At 58.7% G+C, this 14,457-nt stretch carries 12 protein-coding genes; 5 read left to right on the top strand and 7 right to left on the bottom strand.

Annotated features, from left to right (window positions below; translation table 11 throughout):
• The first annotated feature begins 104 nt into the window (after positions 1–104).
• Both NT137_06055 and NT137_06050 read left to right on the top strand, forming a co-directional pair.
• A complete protein-coding gene (locus tag NT137_06055) occupies positions 105–3,062 on the top strand; it encodes a PKD domain-containing protein (protein ID MCX6652901.1) in 2,958 nt (985 codons plus the stop codon).
• Positions 3,063–3,169: 107 nt separating this feature from the next.
• A complete protein-coding gene (locus NT137_06050; protein ID MCX6652900.1) occupies positions 3,170–3,892 on the top strand; it encodes a biotin/lipoate A/B protein ligase family protein in 723 nt (240 codons plus the stop codon).
• Here NT137_06050 and NT137_06045 read toward each other — a convergent pair whose 3' ends face one another.
• From NT137_06045 to prf1, 3 genes are read right to left on the bottom strand one after another with little or no spacing between them, the layout of a single operon-like run.
• Positions 3,893–4,384, bottom strand: a complete 492-nt coding sequence (locus tag NT137_06045) for a GNAT family N-acetyltransferase (GenBank protein ID MCX6652899.1) — start codon at positions 4,382–4,384, stop codon at positions 3,893–3,895.
• Positions 4,384–6,105, bottom strand: a complete 1,722-nt coding sequence (gene argS, locus NT137_06040; GenBank protein MCX6652898.1) for an arginine--tRNA ligase — start codon at positions 6,103–6,105, stop codon at positions 4,384–4,386. Before argS ends, NT137_06045 begins: the two co-directional genes overlap by 1 nt.
• Position 6,106: 1 nt before the next feature.
• Positions 6,107–7,348: a peptide chain release factor aRF-1 gene (prf1, locus tag NT137_06035; protein ID MCX6652897.1), complete on the bottom strand. Its 1,242-nt coding sequence runs from the start codon at positions 7,346–7,348 to the stop codon at positions 6,107–6,109.
• A 67-nt stretch (positions 7,349–7,415) separates the two neighbouring features.
• On the opposite strand from prf1, the gene pyrH reads away from it, so the two are divergent.
• Together pyrH and NT137_06025 are read left to right on the top strand one after the other, a co-directional pair.
• Entirely contained in the window at positions 7,416–8,099 is a 684-nt protein-coding gene (pyrH, locus tag NT137_06030; protein ID MCX6652896.1) for a UMP kinase, read from the top strand.
• A 41-nt stretch (positions 8,100–8,140) separates the two neighbouring features.
• Positions 8,141–8,944: a zinc ribbon domain-containing protein gene (locus NT137_06025; GenBank protein ID MCX6652895.1), complete on the top strand. Its 804-nt coding sequence runs from the start codon at positions 8,141–8,143 to the stop codon at positions 8,942–8,944.
• 6 nt (positions 8,945–8,950) lie between these two features.
• Here NT137_06025 and NT137_06020 read toward each other — a convergent pair whose 3' ends face one another.
• A complete protein-coding gene (locus NT137_06020; GenBank protein MCX6652894.1) occupies positions 8,951–9,784 on the bottom strand; it encodes a hypothetical protein in 834 nt (277 codons plus the stop codon).
• 236 nt (positions 9,785–10,020) lie between these two features.
• Between NT137_06020 and NT137_06015 the strand changes: the two genes are divergently transcribed.
• The gene (locus NT137_06015) at positions 10,021–11,295 is read left to right on the top strand and encodes a hypothetical protein (GenBank protein MCX6652893.1); all 1,275 of its coding nucleotides are present in this window, start codon (positions 10,021–10,023) and stop codon (positions 11,293–11,295) included.
• Between the two features lie 18 nt (positions 11,296–11,313).
• On the opposite strand, the gene NT137_06010 is transcribed toward NT137_06015, so the two are convergent.
• Genes NT137_06010 through NT137_06000 form a run of 3 tightly spaced genes read right to left on the bottom strand, consistent with a single transcriptional unit; the run spans position 11,314 to position 14,364 of the window.
• Positions 11,314–12,831, bottom strand: a complete 1,518-nt coding sequence (locus NT137_06010) for a phenylalanine--tRNA ligase subunit alpha (protein MCX6652892.1) — start codon at positions 12,829–12,831, stop codon at positions 11,314–11,316.
• Between the two features lie 22 nt (positions 12,832–12,853).
• Positions 12,854–13,252 (bottom strand): tRNA (N6-threonylcarbamoyladenosine(37)-N6)-methyltransferase TrmO, encoded by a 399-nt coding sequence (tsaA, locus tag NT137_06005; protein ID MCX6652891.1) that lies wholly within the window; start codon positions 13,250–13,252, stop codon positions 12,854–12,856.
• The gene (locus tag NT137_06000; protein ID MCX6652890.1) at positions 13,249–14,364 is read right to left on the bottom strand and encodes a tryptophan--tRNA ligase; all 1,116 of its coding nucleotides are present in this window, start codon (positions 14,362–14,364) and stop codon (positions 13,249–13,251) included. The genes tsaA and NT137_06000 overlap by 4 nt, the downstream gene beginning before the upstream one ends.
• Between the last annotated feature and the right edge of the window lie 93 nt (positions 14,365–14,457).

Below are 14,457 nucleotides of genomic sequence, written 5' to 3'. Positions count from 1 at the left end.
TATCCAAACGTCTAAGCAACCTTTATCTAGCATTAACGTATTCGGCACTACAATCCTTACTCAGGGGAAGACGTCAAGCACTTTGTCCATGAGGGAGGGAGCTGATGAAAGAAATGAAAGCGAGGAAATTAGCAACAGGCATGCTGGTGGCAGTCCTGCTGCTGTCATCTTTGGCCCTATTGCCAAGCACGACAGTTCAGGCAGCCGACACCAGTGCGATGATATCGCTCAACGTGGTGGATGCTCTGAACGTTCCGGTTCAGGGAGCGACCGTCACGTTGACTGAAACCCACACCTCAAAGACATACACGAGCACCTCGGACGCCGGCGGTCTGGCAACGTTCTCCCCGCTTCCTGGTTACTATATACTAAGAATAACCAAGACGGGTTACTTCACCCAGGAGTACTCGACCATCGTAAAGTTCGACGGAGTCAGCTCCAAGTCTCTGGGAGCTATCCAGATCCACGCGCTGCCGACTCAGACCGGGACCCTTTCACTCACGGTCACTCGGGCCTCGGACGGATTGCCAGCACAGAACGTGGTCTTGAAGACCGTCGATATCCTGGCCAGCCCGAAGATGGAGAAGACCTACCCGTCATTCACCGGATCGACCACCCAGATACCCTACGTCTCGACCTACCGACTGGTCATCAGCTCGGTTGGCTTCGAAACGGAAGTGCGTCGGGTGGACATCCAGAACGGCGTGACGACGACCGTCAGCGTGATCCTGAACAACTCCGTTCTCGTGAACGGTTTCGTATACAAGGCGGGAGTGCCGCCTGTGGGCATGAACGCGGTCCTGGTGTCCAATGACATCACCAAGTATGCGGAGAAGAGGATCATCCAAGCGAAGGTGCAGGGATCGAACTACTTCGTGTTCGATGCTTACCCGGGCACTTTCTCTCTGATGGTCGATGCCACGGATTCGCTGGCAAACATGACCACCTTGAACGTTCTACCCAATACACCCCAGTCGCTGACCGTGAACCTAGTGACCAACACCGGCCAGAGCGACGTGTCGCACGTCTCCTTCTACAACAACAACTGGAACACGTTCAACCTGACCCGCATCACCAACATGAACTTCGATGCGGCCGTGGCGAACATTGACTACAGCAACATCCCCAATATCCGGATGCAGATCGACTTTGCCTTCGGCGATGGCAACGGTCAGGTCTCCGGTCCGGAGTACGGCGCCTTCTACAACCGCATGAAGGCCTTCGGTCCGTTGAACGTCACCAGCGAATATCTGGTCAAGGTAAGCGCCACCAAGTACCTAGTCTCGACCGACTTCTCGCTACTATCATTCACTGGACTAGGCAACACCTCGGTGACCTCTACGAGCCCGTACACCGGGGTCATGCGCACCCTGTATCAGTCGACAGCGAGCATCGCGAACGGAGAGAATTCCTACAACGTTCTCGGTTACGCCAAGTACGACACCCCGTCCCTGGACTACAAGGTGACACTGAAGTGGCCTAATGGCTACGAGATGACCAGCAACGCCACCCAGACGACGAACGTCAAGGTGTCAGGCTACCTCAACGTGACCATCGACACGACCGTTTACACGGGCACGTTCGAGCAGGTCACGATTGGCATTCAGAAGTCCGTGGCCCCGGTCGCTGTGGGCGGAGCGAGTGTCCCGTCTGCCTACGCATACGCGGTCACTGGAACCGGTGGGAATATCCTTCACTACATCGTGTCCACCGCCCGTGATATAGCCTACACCGCCAACGGATCCTCGGACCCCAACGGTAACCCGCTCAAATACAGCTGGAACTTCGTCGGTCAGGGAACGATCGGACCGTTTGCCAGCCCCTGGACGACCTACCGCATCAACGCGGCCTCCTTCAATATCAGCGTAGTGCTGACCGTGACGGATGTCGCTGGTCTGACCAACACGGCCACCTTCTTCATCAAGACGGATGGACTCAATCCAGCGGCGGACTTCACGGTTCGTGACAAGACCATAGCCGCGGGCGTGCTTAACGTCGATCAGAACGAGGCCTTGGTCTTCAACGGCGCCAGCTCGGTGGATCACATCGCCAGCCCAACGGACGTGGGTCTGATCAAGACCTGGAAGTACACCTGGGGCGACGGCAACACGACCACCGTGGGGATCGGTGAGAGCCAGAACGTCAGCAAGACCTACGCCCAGCCGGGCACCTTCTACATGAACTTGAACACCACCGATGTGGCAGGCCATTACAATGTCAAGTCTATCACCGTGCAGGTGAAGGACAAGACCCCATCAGTGCCGAGCTATAAGATCACCAAGAAGAACTCCAGTGTGGAGATCGTCACCGCGCAGGAGAACGAGACTCTTGGCTTCAGCGCCAATGCCACCTATGACCCCTATGACCCGTTCAGCAACCTGAACTTCACCTGGGACATGGGCGATGGTACGAAGAAGTACGGCAACTACGTTGAGCACTACTACCAGAAGATCCAGGCCTTCAGCGTGAAACTGACGGTGAACAACTCGGCCGGCATCACTGCGAACCTGACCAAGACGCTGACCATCACCACCTCGCCTCGACCGGACCTGAGGATCGTTTCCATGGTCTTCGTTCCGAACGTGATGACGGAGGGCGAGCAGGGCACCATAAGGGTGAATCTCACCAATGTCGGCAACGACAAGGCTGGGGCGCCGAAGGTGCTGTTCTACATCATGCGCGCGGACGGCAAGAAGGACTCCATCGGAGAGAGTTCGGACCTGACCATCAACGGCAGTGCAACGAGCGAGCTGAAGGCGGGTCAGTATGGCCTGATCACCTTCAAGTGGACGCCAGAGGCCAAGGGCAACTACACCATCTTCGCCAACGCCGTGGTGGACCGGGAGATCAACAAAGCCGACAACACTGACACCATATCGGTGACGGTGAACGAGGCCGCCTGGAAAGCCGTCGCTCTGTATGGCGGAATCTTCGCGGTGATCATCGTGGTCATCGTTCTCTTCTACATGCGCAAGCGCCTGCCCAAGTTCCCCAAGCTCGGCAAAAAGAGCAAGGTCGAAGAGAAAGAGAAGAAGTCCTCTCCGTCGGATAGAAGGAAGTAGGCCAGTCAAACCCTTTTCCTAAATCCCTTTCACTTTCTTCATTTTTCATTCCCGAACAAGAAATGTTTTTATTCTCGCCACTAGCTCTCTTGACGATGCTCTGGAGGATGATCGACAGCGGGATGGCGGAACCCGTGTACACGGTGGCCTGCGACGAGGCTATGCTCATGGCCAGACACGTCCGCATCGTTCCCAACACCCTGCACTTGTACGTTCGCGATAGGCCGACCGTTTCCCTCGGTTATTTCGAGCATGTAGAGGAGGCGGTGGACCTGGAAGCGGTCGAGAGGCACGGAGTGAAGCTGGTCCGCCGAGTGAGCGGAGGTAGCGCCATCTACACCGATCCAGGACAGATCATCTATGCTCTAGCCTTGGACAATGAGGTCGTACCCGCCACCCCGGAGGAAACGTTCGCCTCCGTGTGCGCAGGCGTGATCAAGGCCTTGGACATCCTCGGCCTCAAGGGCGAGTTCAAACAGGTGAACGACGTCCTAGTCAACAAGCGCAAGATCTCCGGCAGTGCCCAGACGCGCAAGTGGGACGTGGTCCTGCAGCACGGCACGCTCATGGTGGACACCAACTTCGAGATCATGTTCGACGTGCTCAAGATGCGCAAGAAAGGACGTTCCAAGGATACCGTCACCTCTCTGGCCAAAGAGCTGGGCGAGGTGCCGTCCATGGACAAGGTGAAGCGCGCCTTGATCGCGGGCTTCGCCAGCACGTTCAACGTGGAAATCGTGAAGGGCGTGCTCAGCCATTACGAAACGAAGACCATCGAGTCGCTGATCGAAGAGAAATACGGCCAGGAAAAGTTCACGATGGGGCGCTGATCACTTGAGCGCTTCCAGGTCCAGGAACGCGATCTTGCGCGCGTCCATGAAGAAGCCCGCCTTCTTGTGCAACATGATGGACTTGGGGTTGTCCGGCATGATGGCGCTCTGCAGCGCCTTCGCCCCCTTCTTCTTGCTTTCTTGGGCCACCTTGCGCAGAAGCTGGTAGCCTATGCCCCGGCGACGATAGCTAGGATGCACGCCGATGTTCTCCACCCAGACCGCCTTGGGCAGGTTGCTCATATGCTCGACCACCTGAGCGAAGACGAAGCCAACGATCTGCCCATTCTCCTTCGCGATGAAACTCAGCCCCTGTTCAAAGTAATGCTCGAACGAACCCTTAGAGGAGGCACCGAGCTGGTCGATGAACTCCTGGCTCAGATCCTCCCACTTGCGGTGCAGGGTAGCTTCGAAGTACTCCTTCATGATGAAGAGCTCCAACGCTCGCACGTGCCCCTTGTCCTGTTCCTTGAGCTTGCTGATCTGCACCATCACATTTCCTCCGGAGCGGCAATGCCCAGGGAATCGAGTACGCCGCGGAGCGTCCACATCGTGGCCTCGACCAGAGAGAGCCTCGCGTCCTGCAGATCTCCCGATCGCAGCACAGGCACGTAGGCGTAGAACTGGTTGAAGGCCGACGCCACTTCGTGGCCGTAGGCGGGCATCAGGTGGACCCTCCTTTTCTCCCCGGACTCTCGGACAACGCCGGGGTATTGGGCGAGCACTCGGATAAGCTTTCGCTCGCACTCGTCCAGAAGCTTCTCCGGGGCGGCTATGTGCTTGTATTCCCCGGCCTTGCGCAGGATGCTGCAGCAGCGTGCATGTGAGTATTGCAGGAAGGGAGCGGAGTTGCCGTCGAAATTGAGCGCCTCCTCCCACTTGAAGACCAATGCCTTCTCGGCCTGCACCCGGACGATATTGAAGCGCAGCGCTCCTCGACCGATGTCCCGGGCGATGGCCCTCATTCTTTCTTCGGTGAGGTCGGTGCGGCGCTTCTTGACCTCTTCGTAGGCGCGTTCCTCTGCTTCATCGATGAGATCGTCCAGATAGACCACCAGTCCCTTTCGGGTGGACATCCGACCCTCAGGCAGTGAGACGAAGGCATAGAAGACGTTCTCCGGCGCCCTCTCCTCGCCCAGTATCTTGAGCGCCGCCGCGAGATGCGCCTGGCCGAGCTTCTGGTCCTCGCCGAGCACGTTGATGAGCGTGTCCGCGCGCTTGAACTTGTCCAGGTGATATGCCATATCCCTGGTGGTGTAGAGGGTCGTGCCGTCGCTGCGGGTGAAGAAGAACTTGGTATCCCGACCGTGGATGCCGAACTCCGACAGGTCCAGGTAGAACGCCCCTCCTTCCTCATGGCAATAGGGGGAGGCTTTGAGACGGTCCACAACCTGCTTCGCCTCGCCGCTAATGATGAACTGCGATTCCCATATGTAGCGGTCCAAGCTCACATCCATGTCCTGGAGCGAGGACTTGATCCCGTCCAACATGCGCTCTGTGGTCTTGCGGACGCGATTGATGACGTCAGCGTCGCCAACCTCGAACCGGCGCAACATCTCCGCTATCTCTTGGTCGACGCGGGGATCCGATTCGAGAAGCTCGTTCGCCTTCTGATAGTAGCCCACTAGCTGGTGATCGCCCTTTTGTCGGTCCGAGGCAGGGCTTACTTCCGAAGGGGGGATGTTCTCTAAGGCCCAGGTGAGCAGCACCACCTGCCTGCCGACGTCGTTGACCAGGTACTCGGTCGTGACCTGGTATCCGCAGACGCGCAAGCATCTGCCCAACGTATCTCCGATAAGCGGGTTGCGTGCCCGACCGACGTGTATCGGTCCAGTCGGGTTCACGGAAGTATGCTCCAGGAGCACCCTGTTCCCTTTGGGCTCTCCTTGTCCGTAGGCACCTTTCTGTTCCAGGATGGCTTCCAGAGTGTTTTTGGCAAGGAGCGCTTGGTCGATGCGGAAATTGAGATAGCCTCTCTCAGCGAAGACCTTCTCCACCAACGGAGAGGGGGGTATCTTTGATGCCAGCTCTTCGGCGATATCCGCAGGTGCCTTGCGCATCTGTTTGGCCAATGGGAAACAGGGAAAGGCGAAATCGGCACCGATCTGCGGATCTGGAAGCTCCATCTCCAGTTGTGCCTGGACACCTATCTGGGACAAGGTCTCCTGCAGCAGTCTGCGAACCTCCTGAGCGAACGGTTCGTATGGATCCATCCTATGCCCCCTTCCTGTAGCGGAGCATGGCGGCGATGCCCCCGAACGCCTTCAGCAGCATCTCCCCCTCCTCCGAATCAGCGGAAATGAGCTCGATCCTGGTGCCCGTCTTCTCCGTCTCATCGTAGAAGTCGTCCACCAGGTCCTTGCCCTCGCCCACCAGCGTGGCGCCCCCACAGGCGGGGCAGCGGACCGGTTCCGGCGCTCTGTCCGCCGTCACCACGTCCTTCCAACCGCAATTAGCGCATTCGATGGGATAGCGTTTCCTGCGCAACCCCTCGGAAAGCAGGAGGGTGTCCACCGCGCCCATCCTCAGCGCTTCCCGCACTTGGCTCTCTCCATACGTGGCGAGGCCGTCGTCAGGCTTGCGGATCTCTTCCAGAAGGCGGGTGATGAGACGTTTCTCGCGCATCAGGTCCAGGTCCATCAACTTCTCCTTGGCCCGTTCCACCAGCTCCTTCAGGCCGTATTCGTCGGTATAGCCGGTATCGAAGGTGTCCAGCACCTTCTTCTGCAGTTCGTGATGCAGGTACCCTTGGCCCACGAAGAAGTTCTTGGTCGCCCCCGGCCCTCCGACCAGAATGCCCTGCAGGTCGGCCCGGTTCAGGAAAGCGTCCGTGGCCGTGTCAGCGATCTTCTTGTAGAACTCGTGGGCGGCGATCTCGATGGAACGTTCGAAACGCTGGGCGGACTGCCCGCCCATACGGTGCTTGCTTGGTACCTGGGATTGGATGTTGCGGATGACGTTCACCCTCTTGCCGCCCAGCAGGCCTAGGGTGGCCTCGCTCCGATCTATGACGATCAGACCGTAGACCTTCTTCTCCAGGAGCATGCTCGACAGCGGCTCCAGGAAGAACTCCGAATCGCAGCGGTAGAGGAAGGTGGAAAATGGCTCAGGAGGCTCGAGAACGTACTGCACCATGCGGGTCTGGTCACCCACCGATGACACTTCGCCCACGAAGAAAACCACGCCGTTCGCGGGTGGCACCTTGAAGTACTTGAGCCGGGCCAGAATGGACTGGATGGCACCTTGCACGGCCTTGCGCGTGCCCTGGGATTTGATGTTGGAGGATTGCGAGTACTCTCCCCGCAAGTAGGCGGCCGCGTCGTAGATCTGCTTCTCTGGGGGGACGTAGAGCGATATCAGCTCTGTCCCTCGCCCTTTGAGGTTGCGCACCTCTTCCAACGACCGCTTGAAGTCGTACTTCTGCCTCTCGGTTAGCGTTTCACCAATCTTGCCCATCGTCAGTTCGACCTATGGTTTTTTATCAACCCAAATGGATTGGCGTTATAAATCTGTTGGTGTAGACATGGATTGCGTCGTGGTTTCTCTGGGAGGGTCCGTCCTGGTCCCCGGCGACGGCGACCTGGCATACCTACAGGAGCTCGCCGCTCGCCTGCGCTCGCTGTCGGGGGAGTTCGGATTGGTCCTGGTCTGCGGGGGCGGGAGGGTGGCCAGGTACTATATCTCCAATTGCAGGAAGCTAGGGGCGAGCCGGGACCGGCAGGACCGCTTGGGCATCGAAATCACCCGCCTGAACGCCCGCCTGGTGCAATTGGCGCTCGGCGATGCCTCCTCGCCAACCATCCCGACCACGGTCAAAAGAGCGACGCAGGAGCTTGCCAAGGGAAGAATCGTGGTCATGGGCGGAACGACGCCGGGGCATACCACTGACGCTGTCACCGCCATGGTCGCTGAGGCCGTGAAGGCCATAAGGATAGTGAATGCGACCTCAGTGCAGGCGGCTTATACGGCGGATCCGAAGAAGTACTCTGACGCCAAACGCCTGAGGGAGATCTCGCACAAGCAGCTCTTCGATCTGGTGAACAGGGGCCTTCATTCCGCCGGGCCCTCCGATGTCTTTGACAAGAAGGGAGCGTACATCGCCATGCGGACGAATATCCCGCTGTACATAGTGCACGGCCGGGACCTCGATGACCTTATCCATGCGGTCAGGGGCGAAAAGGTCAAAGGCACGGTGGTGCGTAACTGATTCGTCCCCGCTGGGATGCGCGGGGGGAGTGAGGGATCGGATTGGAAGAATCGCAGCGCAAATCGAAGAGGAAGGGCACGTCCTGGGAAGGCACCATCAAGCCAAAGACGCACACGGGGGTGCTCATCGGCACCTTGTTCTGCGTGGTCGGGGGCGCCATGCTGGCTGCCTCCTTCGTCCTGCCTTGGGCGCAGTACACCGACCCCATAAGCCACGAGATCAGCCGCACCTTCTACATCCATGACCTGTACAATTATCTGGCCACGCTCAACGGCCCGAACTACAAGTTCCTGGTGGCCTACGTGATAGCTTTGGCGGGGGTGGTATGCGCGATACTGGCCGCCCTTGAGCTATTGGGCGAGAGGAGCGTGGAACGGTTCAGGCGCATCTCGCCGCCGGGAGCGCTCGCTTCCGCCATCGTCGCCGCTGCATGTACGGTCCTGGTCATCTACTTCCTCAACGCGGACGTCTTCAGCAACAGTATGGAGCGCTCTGCCTATGGCTCGGCCGTTTTCCTGTCCGTCTTCGGCTCTGTGCTGGCGGTCGCAGGCGGCCTGGTCATGTCCATCGACTACCGCCACCGGATGGGCTCCGGCAGCGGCTTCCGCGCCACCTCTGGAGGCAAGGACCTGAAGGCCGCCCTCAAGCCCACCAAGCGCTACGGCCGCATGACCTGGGAGAAGGAAGCAGAGGACAAGGAGCTGAGGAACGAGATCCTCGCTTCCAAGGAGTCGAGAGATGCCAAGGAGGCACGCGAGGAAAGCGGCGAATGCTGTCCAGCCTGCAACTCCCCGGTACAATCGAACTGGAAGCTCTGCCCGATCTGCGGGACCGAGCTGAAGTGAGGCGGGTCAGAGGTCCTGCAGGTCGCCGCTGTCGACCGCTTCTCCGCCGATGGAGCGAACCAGCTCCTTGATATGCGTGGCGCGGGAGCGGCTCATGGACTTCTTGTGGATGTAGACCGCTCTCGCATCCTGAGTGCTGGCCATGGCCTGGCGCATCGCTTCCAGAAGCATCTCATCGGAGGCGTGATCGCAGAAGTAGTTGGGGATCATGTGACCGAAGGAGATGCGCTTGGAATCGATGACCTCACTGAAGCGGGGGGCGTAGTGTCCTCCCCCCACACCGATGGCCTTCGGTGCCTCAAGCACCTTCGTCTCCATGAGCGCTCTCGCGAGTGCTTCCGCTGCCGGTCGGTCTCCCCAGTTCTCTTCCGAGCTGCCGATCTCGATGAACATGGTCGGAGCGAGCAGGTAGGGTCCATGATGCGTCACCTCGAACGATATCTGAAAACCAAGTCCGCTGGCGTTGGCGCGCAGCGCCCGGAGCGTGCTGGTCATGAGATCGGGTGAGGAGGGGACCAGGGTACCCTCCCTTCCGCCAAAATCCGCCTTTCCATGATTGCCGATAGGATGCACGGTCAGAGTGGGAATGCCGGAGGCGGCCTTGTGGCGGGAAAGGAAGACGACGCTCGAGGGCTTTATTCCGGTCGCCTCCTCCATTTCAATATCCAGACCATCGGCGAAGAGGTGCAGTCCCTCGATAGCGATCATCCGGTCCTCGCCGCGCTCAAGGATCGGGCGTCCCTGGAACAAGCCCTTCTCCGTCCACTGGTACATTTCCAGCAGACGGTCTCGGATGTTGACGCTTGCGATATCGTCCAGACTGCAAACGAGAAGGCGCATCTCTCCTGCTAATCTCGATTCAGCGCATAATTCTTTGCCGGGAAGCGCATCTGTGCCCTGAGAACGCGGTCGAATACCGGTGGAAGAGCCCAGAGACTACTCTAGAAATCGGACAGGTCAAGCACCTCGACGAACCCTCCGCACATCTGGATGCCCCCGCCGCTCCTTTAATGGTAATATCACATGTAGTAGTCACCTACTTGGCGTTATATAGGCCGTCTCAGGATGCGATGGCAATGCCCGGATTGACGGTAGGCGAGCGGATCATCCTCTATGTCGGTCGATTCCAGATGCTCAAGGACAATTTCGACGTGCCTTTTGACGTCAGCCAAGACGGCATCGCGGGCAGCCTGGGCATCTCCCGGGCGCACGCGGCCATCGAACTGAAGAAGCTGCGTGAGTCTGGCGTGGTGGAAGAGAAGCTGGCGCACATCAAGAAAGGGAAGAACAAACGTAAAGTATACTTCTTAAGCCCCGCTGGCGAAACCAGGGAGCAGACGATCAGGGAGTACGCGGAGCGCGAGGGGTTGGACCTCGGTCCGTTGCTGGACATACGGCGGAGCCGAGGGCCAGAGCTCTACGCCTCCCTTTCTGACGAACACAAGATCATTATTGCGGGAGCATGCGTATTCCGCAAGCCCTTCAGAAGGGAAGCGCTCCCTGAGAGCAGCGCCATGATCCTGCCCGTCGACCGTCGGGGGATGGTGGACCTTCCTCCGGAGTTGAGGAGAGAGATCGAGGGGCTGCTGAGCAAGGACGAGAGGAAAAGATACCACAGCCGCGCTGCCGACTACTGGCTGGCCGAGGGCGACTATCGGGAGAGGCTATACCACCTGATCATGTCCGGAAGGACCAAGGAGGCTGAGATGCTCGTGGCCAGCAAGTCGCACCTGCTCCTCAAAGATCCGGATGAGAGATTGCTGCAGTCGGTGGCGATGATAGAATCGCCCTCGGAGCGCTATGCCCTCAGAGTGCGCTCGCTGCAAGGGGAGCTGGCTCGCATTCTGAAGGACTGCGGGTACTGCTCAAGCGTCTGCGCGGAGATGCAGGCCTCCTCCGATCCCGAGGAACGAGCGGCTGGCCTGGAGATACAGGGAAAGATGCTGCGCGACCTCGGGCAGGCGGAGAAAGCGCTGGAGGCTTTCGAACAGGCCGGGACGATGTCAGGTAACATCCCCGTTCATCTGGAACTGGAGAGGGCGGAGACGCTCATCCTTCTCGATCGGCAGAAGGAGGCTTGGGACATTCTCTCCCGGGCACTGCGGACCGCCGGATCGGACCCGGAGTCGCTGGACCGCTTATATTTCCTGGCCGGCATGGCGCACTTGAAGTCGAAGGAGGCAGAGGATGCCCTGCGATATTTGAGCAAGGGCCTTGCCATAACCAAGGCCAAGGACAGACGACCCTGGTATTCCGCCTTGTCCGAAGCGTATGCGATCTCTGGAATGGTGGAGAAGGCTAGGGAGTTCGCCGACAAAGCGAATCCACCTAAGAAGTGGGGGGAGAGCTGACCTACCGCGGCCTCGGGATCAGAAGATGCGGCTCTGCCTGAGGATGTCCATGTCGGTGGCGTATAGCTCGCGTATGTCCTTGAGGTTCCAGCGCAGCATGGCCAGCCTCTCGAAGCCCTGCCCCCATGCCAGCACCGGGTACTTGATGCCGTAAGGAGCGGTGACCTCAGGTCGGAAGATGCCCGCTCCCCCCAGCTCCATCCAGTTGCCGTTGAAGAACACCTCTACCTCCAGCGAAGGTTCAGTATAGGGGAAGTAGCCCGGACGCACCCGTATCTGATCGAAGCCCATCTTGCTGTAGAACTCCTTGAGCACGCCTACCAGCATATCGAAGCTGGCGTGCTCCTCCATGAGGATGCCTTCGATCTGCACGAACTCTGGAAGGTGGGTGGAATCGATGGCCTCCTTCCTGAACACCCGACTCAATGAGAATACCTTCACCGGAGGATCGGGATGCTTGGCCAGATAGCGGATGGTGTTCACGGTGGTGTGCGTGCGCAAGAGAGCTTTCTGCGCTTCCTCCCGGCTCCAGGGATATCTCCATCCCAGCGACCCGGAACTCCCTCCGTTCTCGTGGATGGCCTTTACCACCTGGACCAGCGGCTCGTCATCCAGCTCGATCTGGGCCGGGTTCTTCAAGTAGAAGGTGTCCTGCAGATCACGAGCTGGATGGTCCTGGGGCGTGAACAGGACGTCCATGTTCCAGAACGCTGGCTGCACATACTCATCGTCAATCTCCGTGAACCCCATCTGGAGGAAGATCTTGCGCACTTCGTCCGCGATCCTGGTCAGGGGATGCTTTTTGACCGAGGACTCGACGGGAGCGAACGTGTTGATGTCATACTTCCGGAAGGATGCGTCCTTCCATTTGCTCGATTGGAGTAGTTCAGGAGTGAGCTGCGCCACTTCCTCTTTGAGTTCGATGCCCATTGCGAGCACCTCGCGTCCGAGGTCGGTCGGCTCCAATTTGCGAGAGACCAAGAGCTTCTCCGCAATCAGGTCCTGGCGTCCCTTGAGCTGAGCGACCATTTCGGCGGCAACCTCGTTCTCGCTCAGGTCCTTTTGCGCCATCGCCTTCAGGACCTTCTCGTCCTCCATTTCCGCTTGCAACGCCGCCTTTCCTTGTTCCGTGAGGGTGATGATCGTCTCCGCGCCTTTCTCCATCTTCACCAGGTTCTTCCTACGCAGCCAGCCAATGGCCACCGGGACATCCGCCTTGCCGACGGTGGATTCCAGCTCCCCCATATTCAACGAACCGCCGTTCTTCTCGATAGCCATCAGCGCCCTCCTCTCCGGCAGGCCCTTCAATATGATATCTCTGTTGCGCAGCGAGAACCATTTCTGCGGGCTCTCCTTGATGAGGATGAGCCCTTTGGACTGCAGCCATGAAGCGCCGTTCATGACCTCAGCTTGATGCGAGAAACCGCCCGCCTCGAAGACCTGCTCCGGACTCACGCCGCTCCCCAGTTTTTGCAGCATGAGGAGCACCTTCCGCTCTTGATAGCTCAGTCCTTCTCGGATCTCCGAGGCGTTCATGCTGACATAGAAAAGCGCCGGCCTATTTGCAATTTATGTCTCGTTGGTCCCGACGTACCGCTGGCTTGATATCGATGACCGGCGAGCCGTTGAGCGCGTCTAGGCCTTCGACGAAAAGCGAGCTGCCTTCCCGCCGGACCACGTTGACTTGGGTCATGCCGATGGAGTTCGGACGCCTGGGGCTGCGGGAAGCGAAGACGCCGATGAGAGGGTTTCTTTCATCTCCTTTCGGATGCACCATCAGGTCGTAGCCGAGGGAACGGTGGAAAAGGAAGAATACGATGATCTCTTCACCGTCCTCGATACCCTCTAGGCCCTGGACGAACTCCGGCAGGACCTCGATCCTGGAGACGATATCGGAGAGGTCCGCCGGCGTTTCGGCGGAGTTGCGCACGTATCCGATAAGCAGGAGCTCGGTCATGCTTTCATCAGGAAATCGTCCAGCTTCCCCTTGGCCTCTTCCCGGCGCCTTTGATGCTCTTCCAGGAAGTGCACCAAGCGCTCGCTCAAGAGCTTCTTGCATTCCCCGCACAGGATCTCGCCTTTGCGACATCTTTCCGCCAAGGCTTCCACCTGTCGGTCGTCCTCCTCAAAGATGAAGTACTGGTACTTGTAGACGGAGCACACCTCGGGCTTTCCTCCGGTCTTGCGCTGCTCTTCCGCCGACACCGCTCCGCCCGTGAATGCGTTGGCGATTTTCTTCTTGACCACCTTCGGCGGGTCGGTGGTGAAGATGGTGGTCTCTGGCTGAGAGGACGACATCTTGTCGCTGCCCGTGAGCCCGGGGAACATCTTGCCGTGGACGAGGGCGGGCTTGTAGTAGCCGAGGGCTTCCGCCACATCCCTAGTGACGCGGAAATGGGCATCCTGATCTATGCCGCAGGGAATGAGCACCGGCACGTTCCTGCCTTTCAGGTCCGAAGGCAACAATGCCGGTGCGGACTGCATGCTGGTGTAGAAGATGCTGCCGATGTTGGTGGAGTTGTCGAAGCCGAAGACCGCTTTGGTCGTGGAAAAGGTAACCTTCTTCGCCACCTTAAGCGCCAACGGATAGAGGGTCTTGATGAGCTCGGTGTCGACCAGGATCTTCGTCTTGCTGGCATCGAATCCCAAGGCGATGACGTCCAATGCGTTCTCGTAGGACATGCGCAACGTGTCCTCGAGGCTCAAGTTCTCATTGAAAAGGTACTTCTCGTCGTCCGTCATCTGGAAGTAGAGCTCGGCGTCAAAGGTGTCCTGCAGCCACTTGGTGAATATCCAAGGCATCAGGTGGCCAAGGTGGGTGTGCCCCGACGGTCCCCTGCCGGTGTATAGGACGAACTTCTCTCCCTGGTCGTACTTATCCAGTATCCAATCGAGGTCCCTCTGGGAGTACATAATGCCGCGGCGGAGCATCAGGTGCAACGGAGCGTAGCCAGCCAAGCGCACTAGCATCTGCTCGTCTATCCGCTTGGTCCCGAACTTCTGAATCAGGAGGTCGTAGTCGATCTGGCCCGTGACCTCCCACGGGGTGACGGTGAAGTCTCCTTCCATCGAAGCACCGATGGCGCGCTATCGCTTTGAGGCTAATCAATCTTTTCCATTGCTGGCTTCCACTGGAGCATCAAAGAATGAAAAGGAGGAGGC

It is taken from the genome of Methanomassiliicoccales archaeon (genome assembly GCA_026394375.1).
Lineage (GTDB): Archaea > Thermoplasmatota > Thermoplasmata > Methanomassiliicoccales > UBA472 > JAJRAL01.
Note: the sequence above shows the minus strand (reverse complement) of the source record. Positions and strands in the feature narration are given on the sequence as shown.

Coding starts and splice junctions, on each gene's coding strand:
- pyrH (MCX6652896.1), top strand. CDS start 7,416: ATGGATTGCGTCGTGGTTTCTCTGGGAGGGTCCGTCCTGGTCCCCGGC.
- argS (MCX6652898.1), bottom strand. CDS start 6,105: ATGGATCCATACGAACCGTTCGCTCAGGAGGTTCGCAGACTGCTGCAG.
- NT137_06050 (MCX6652900.1), top strand. CDS start 3,170: ATGATCGACAGCGGGATGGCGGAACCCGTGTACACGGTGGCCTGCGAC.
- NT137_06020 (MCX6652894.1), bottom strand. CDS start 9,784: ATGCGCCTTCTCGTTTGCAGTCTGGACGATATCGCAAGCGTCAACATC.
- NT137_06010 (MCX6652892.1), bottom strand. CDS start 12,831: ATGAACGCCTCGGAGATCCGAGAAGGACTGAGCTATCAAGAGCGGAAG.
- prf1 (MCX6652897.1), bottom strand. CDS start 7,348: ATGGGCAAGATTGGTGAAACGCTAACCGAGAGGCAGAAGTACGACTTC.
- tsaA (MCX6652891.1), bottom strand. CDS start 13,252: ATGACCGAGCTCCTGCTTATCGGATACGTGCGCAACTCCGCCGAAACG.
- NT137_06000 (MCX6652890.1), bottom strand. CDS start 14,364: ATGGAAGGAGACTTCACCGTCACCCCGTGGGAGGTCACGGGCCAGATC.
- NT137_06055 (MCX6652901.1), top strand. CDS start 105: ATGAAAGAAATGAAAGCGAGGAAATTAGCAACAGGCATGCTGGTGGCA.
- NT137_06015 (MCX6652893.1), top strand. CDS start 10,021: ATGCCCGGATTGACGGTAGGCGAGCGGATCATCCTCTATGTCGGTCGA.
- NT137_06045 (MCX6652899.1), bottom strand. CDS start 4,384: ATGGTGCAGATCAGCAAGCTCAAGGAACAGGACAAGGGGCACGTGCGA.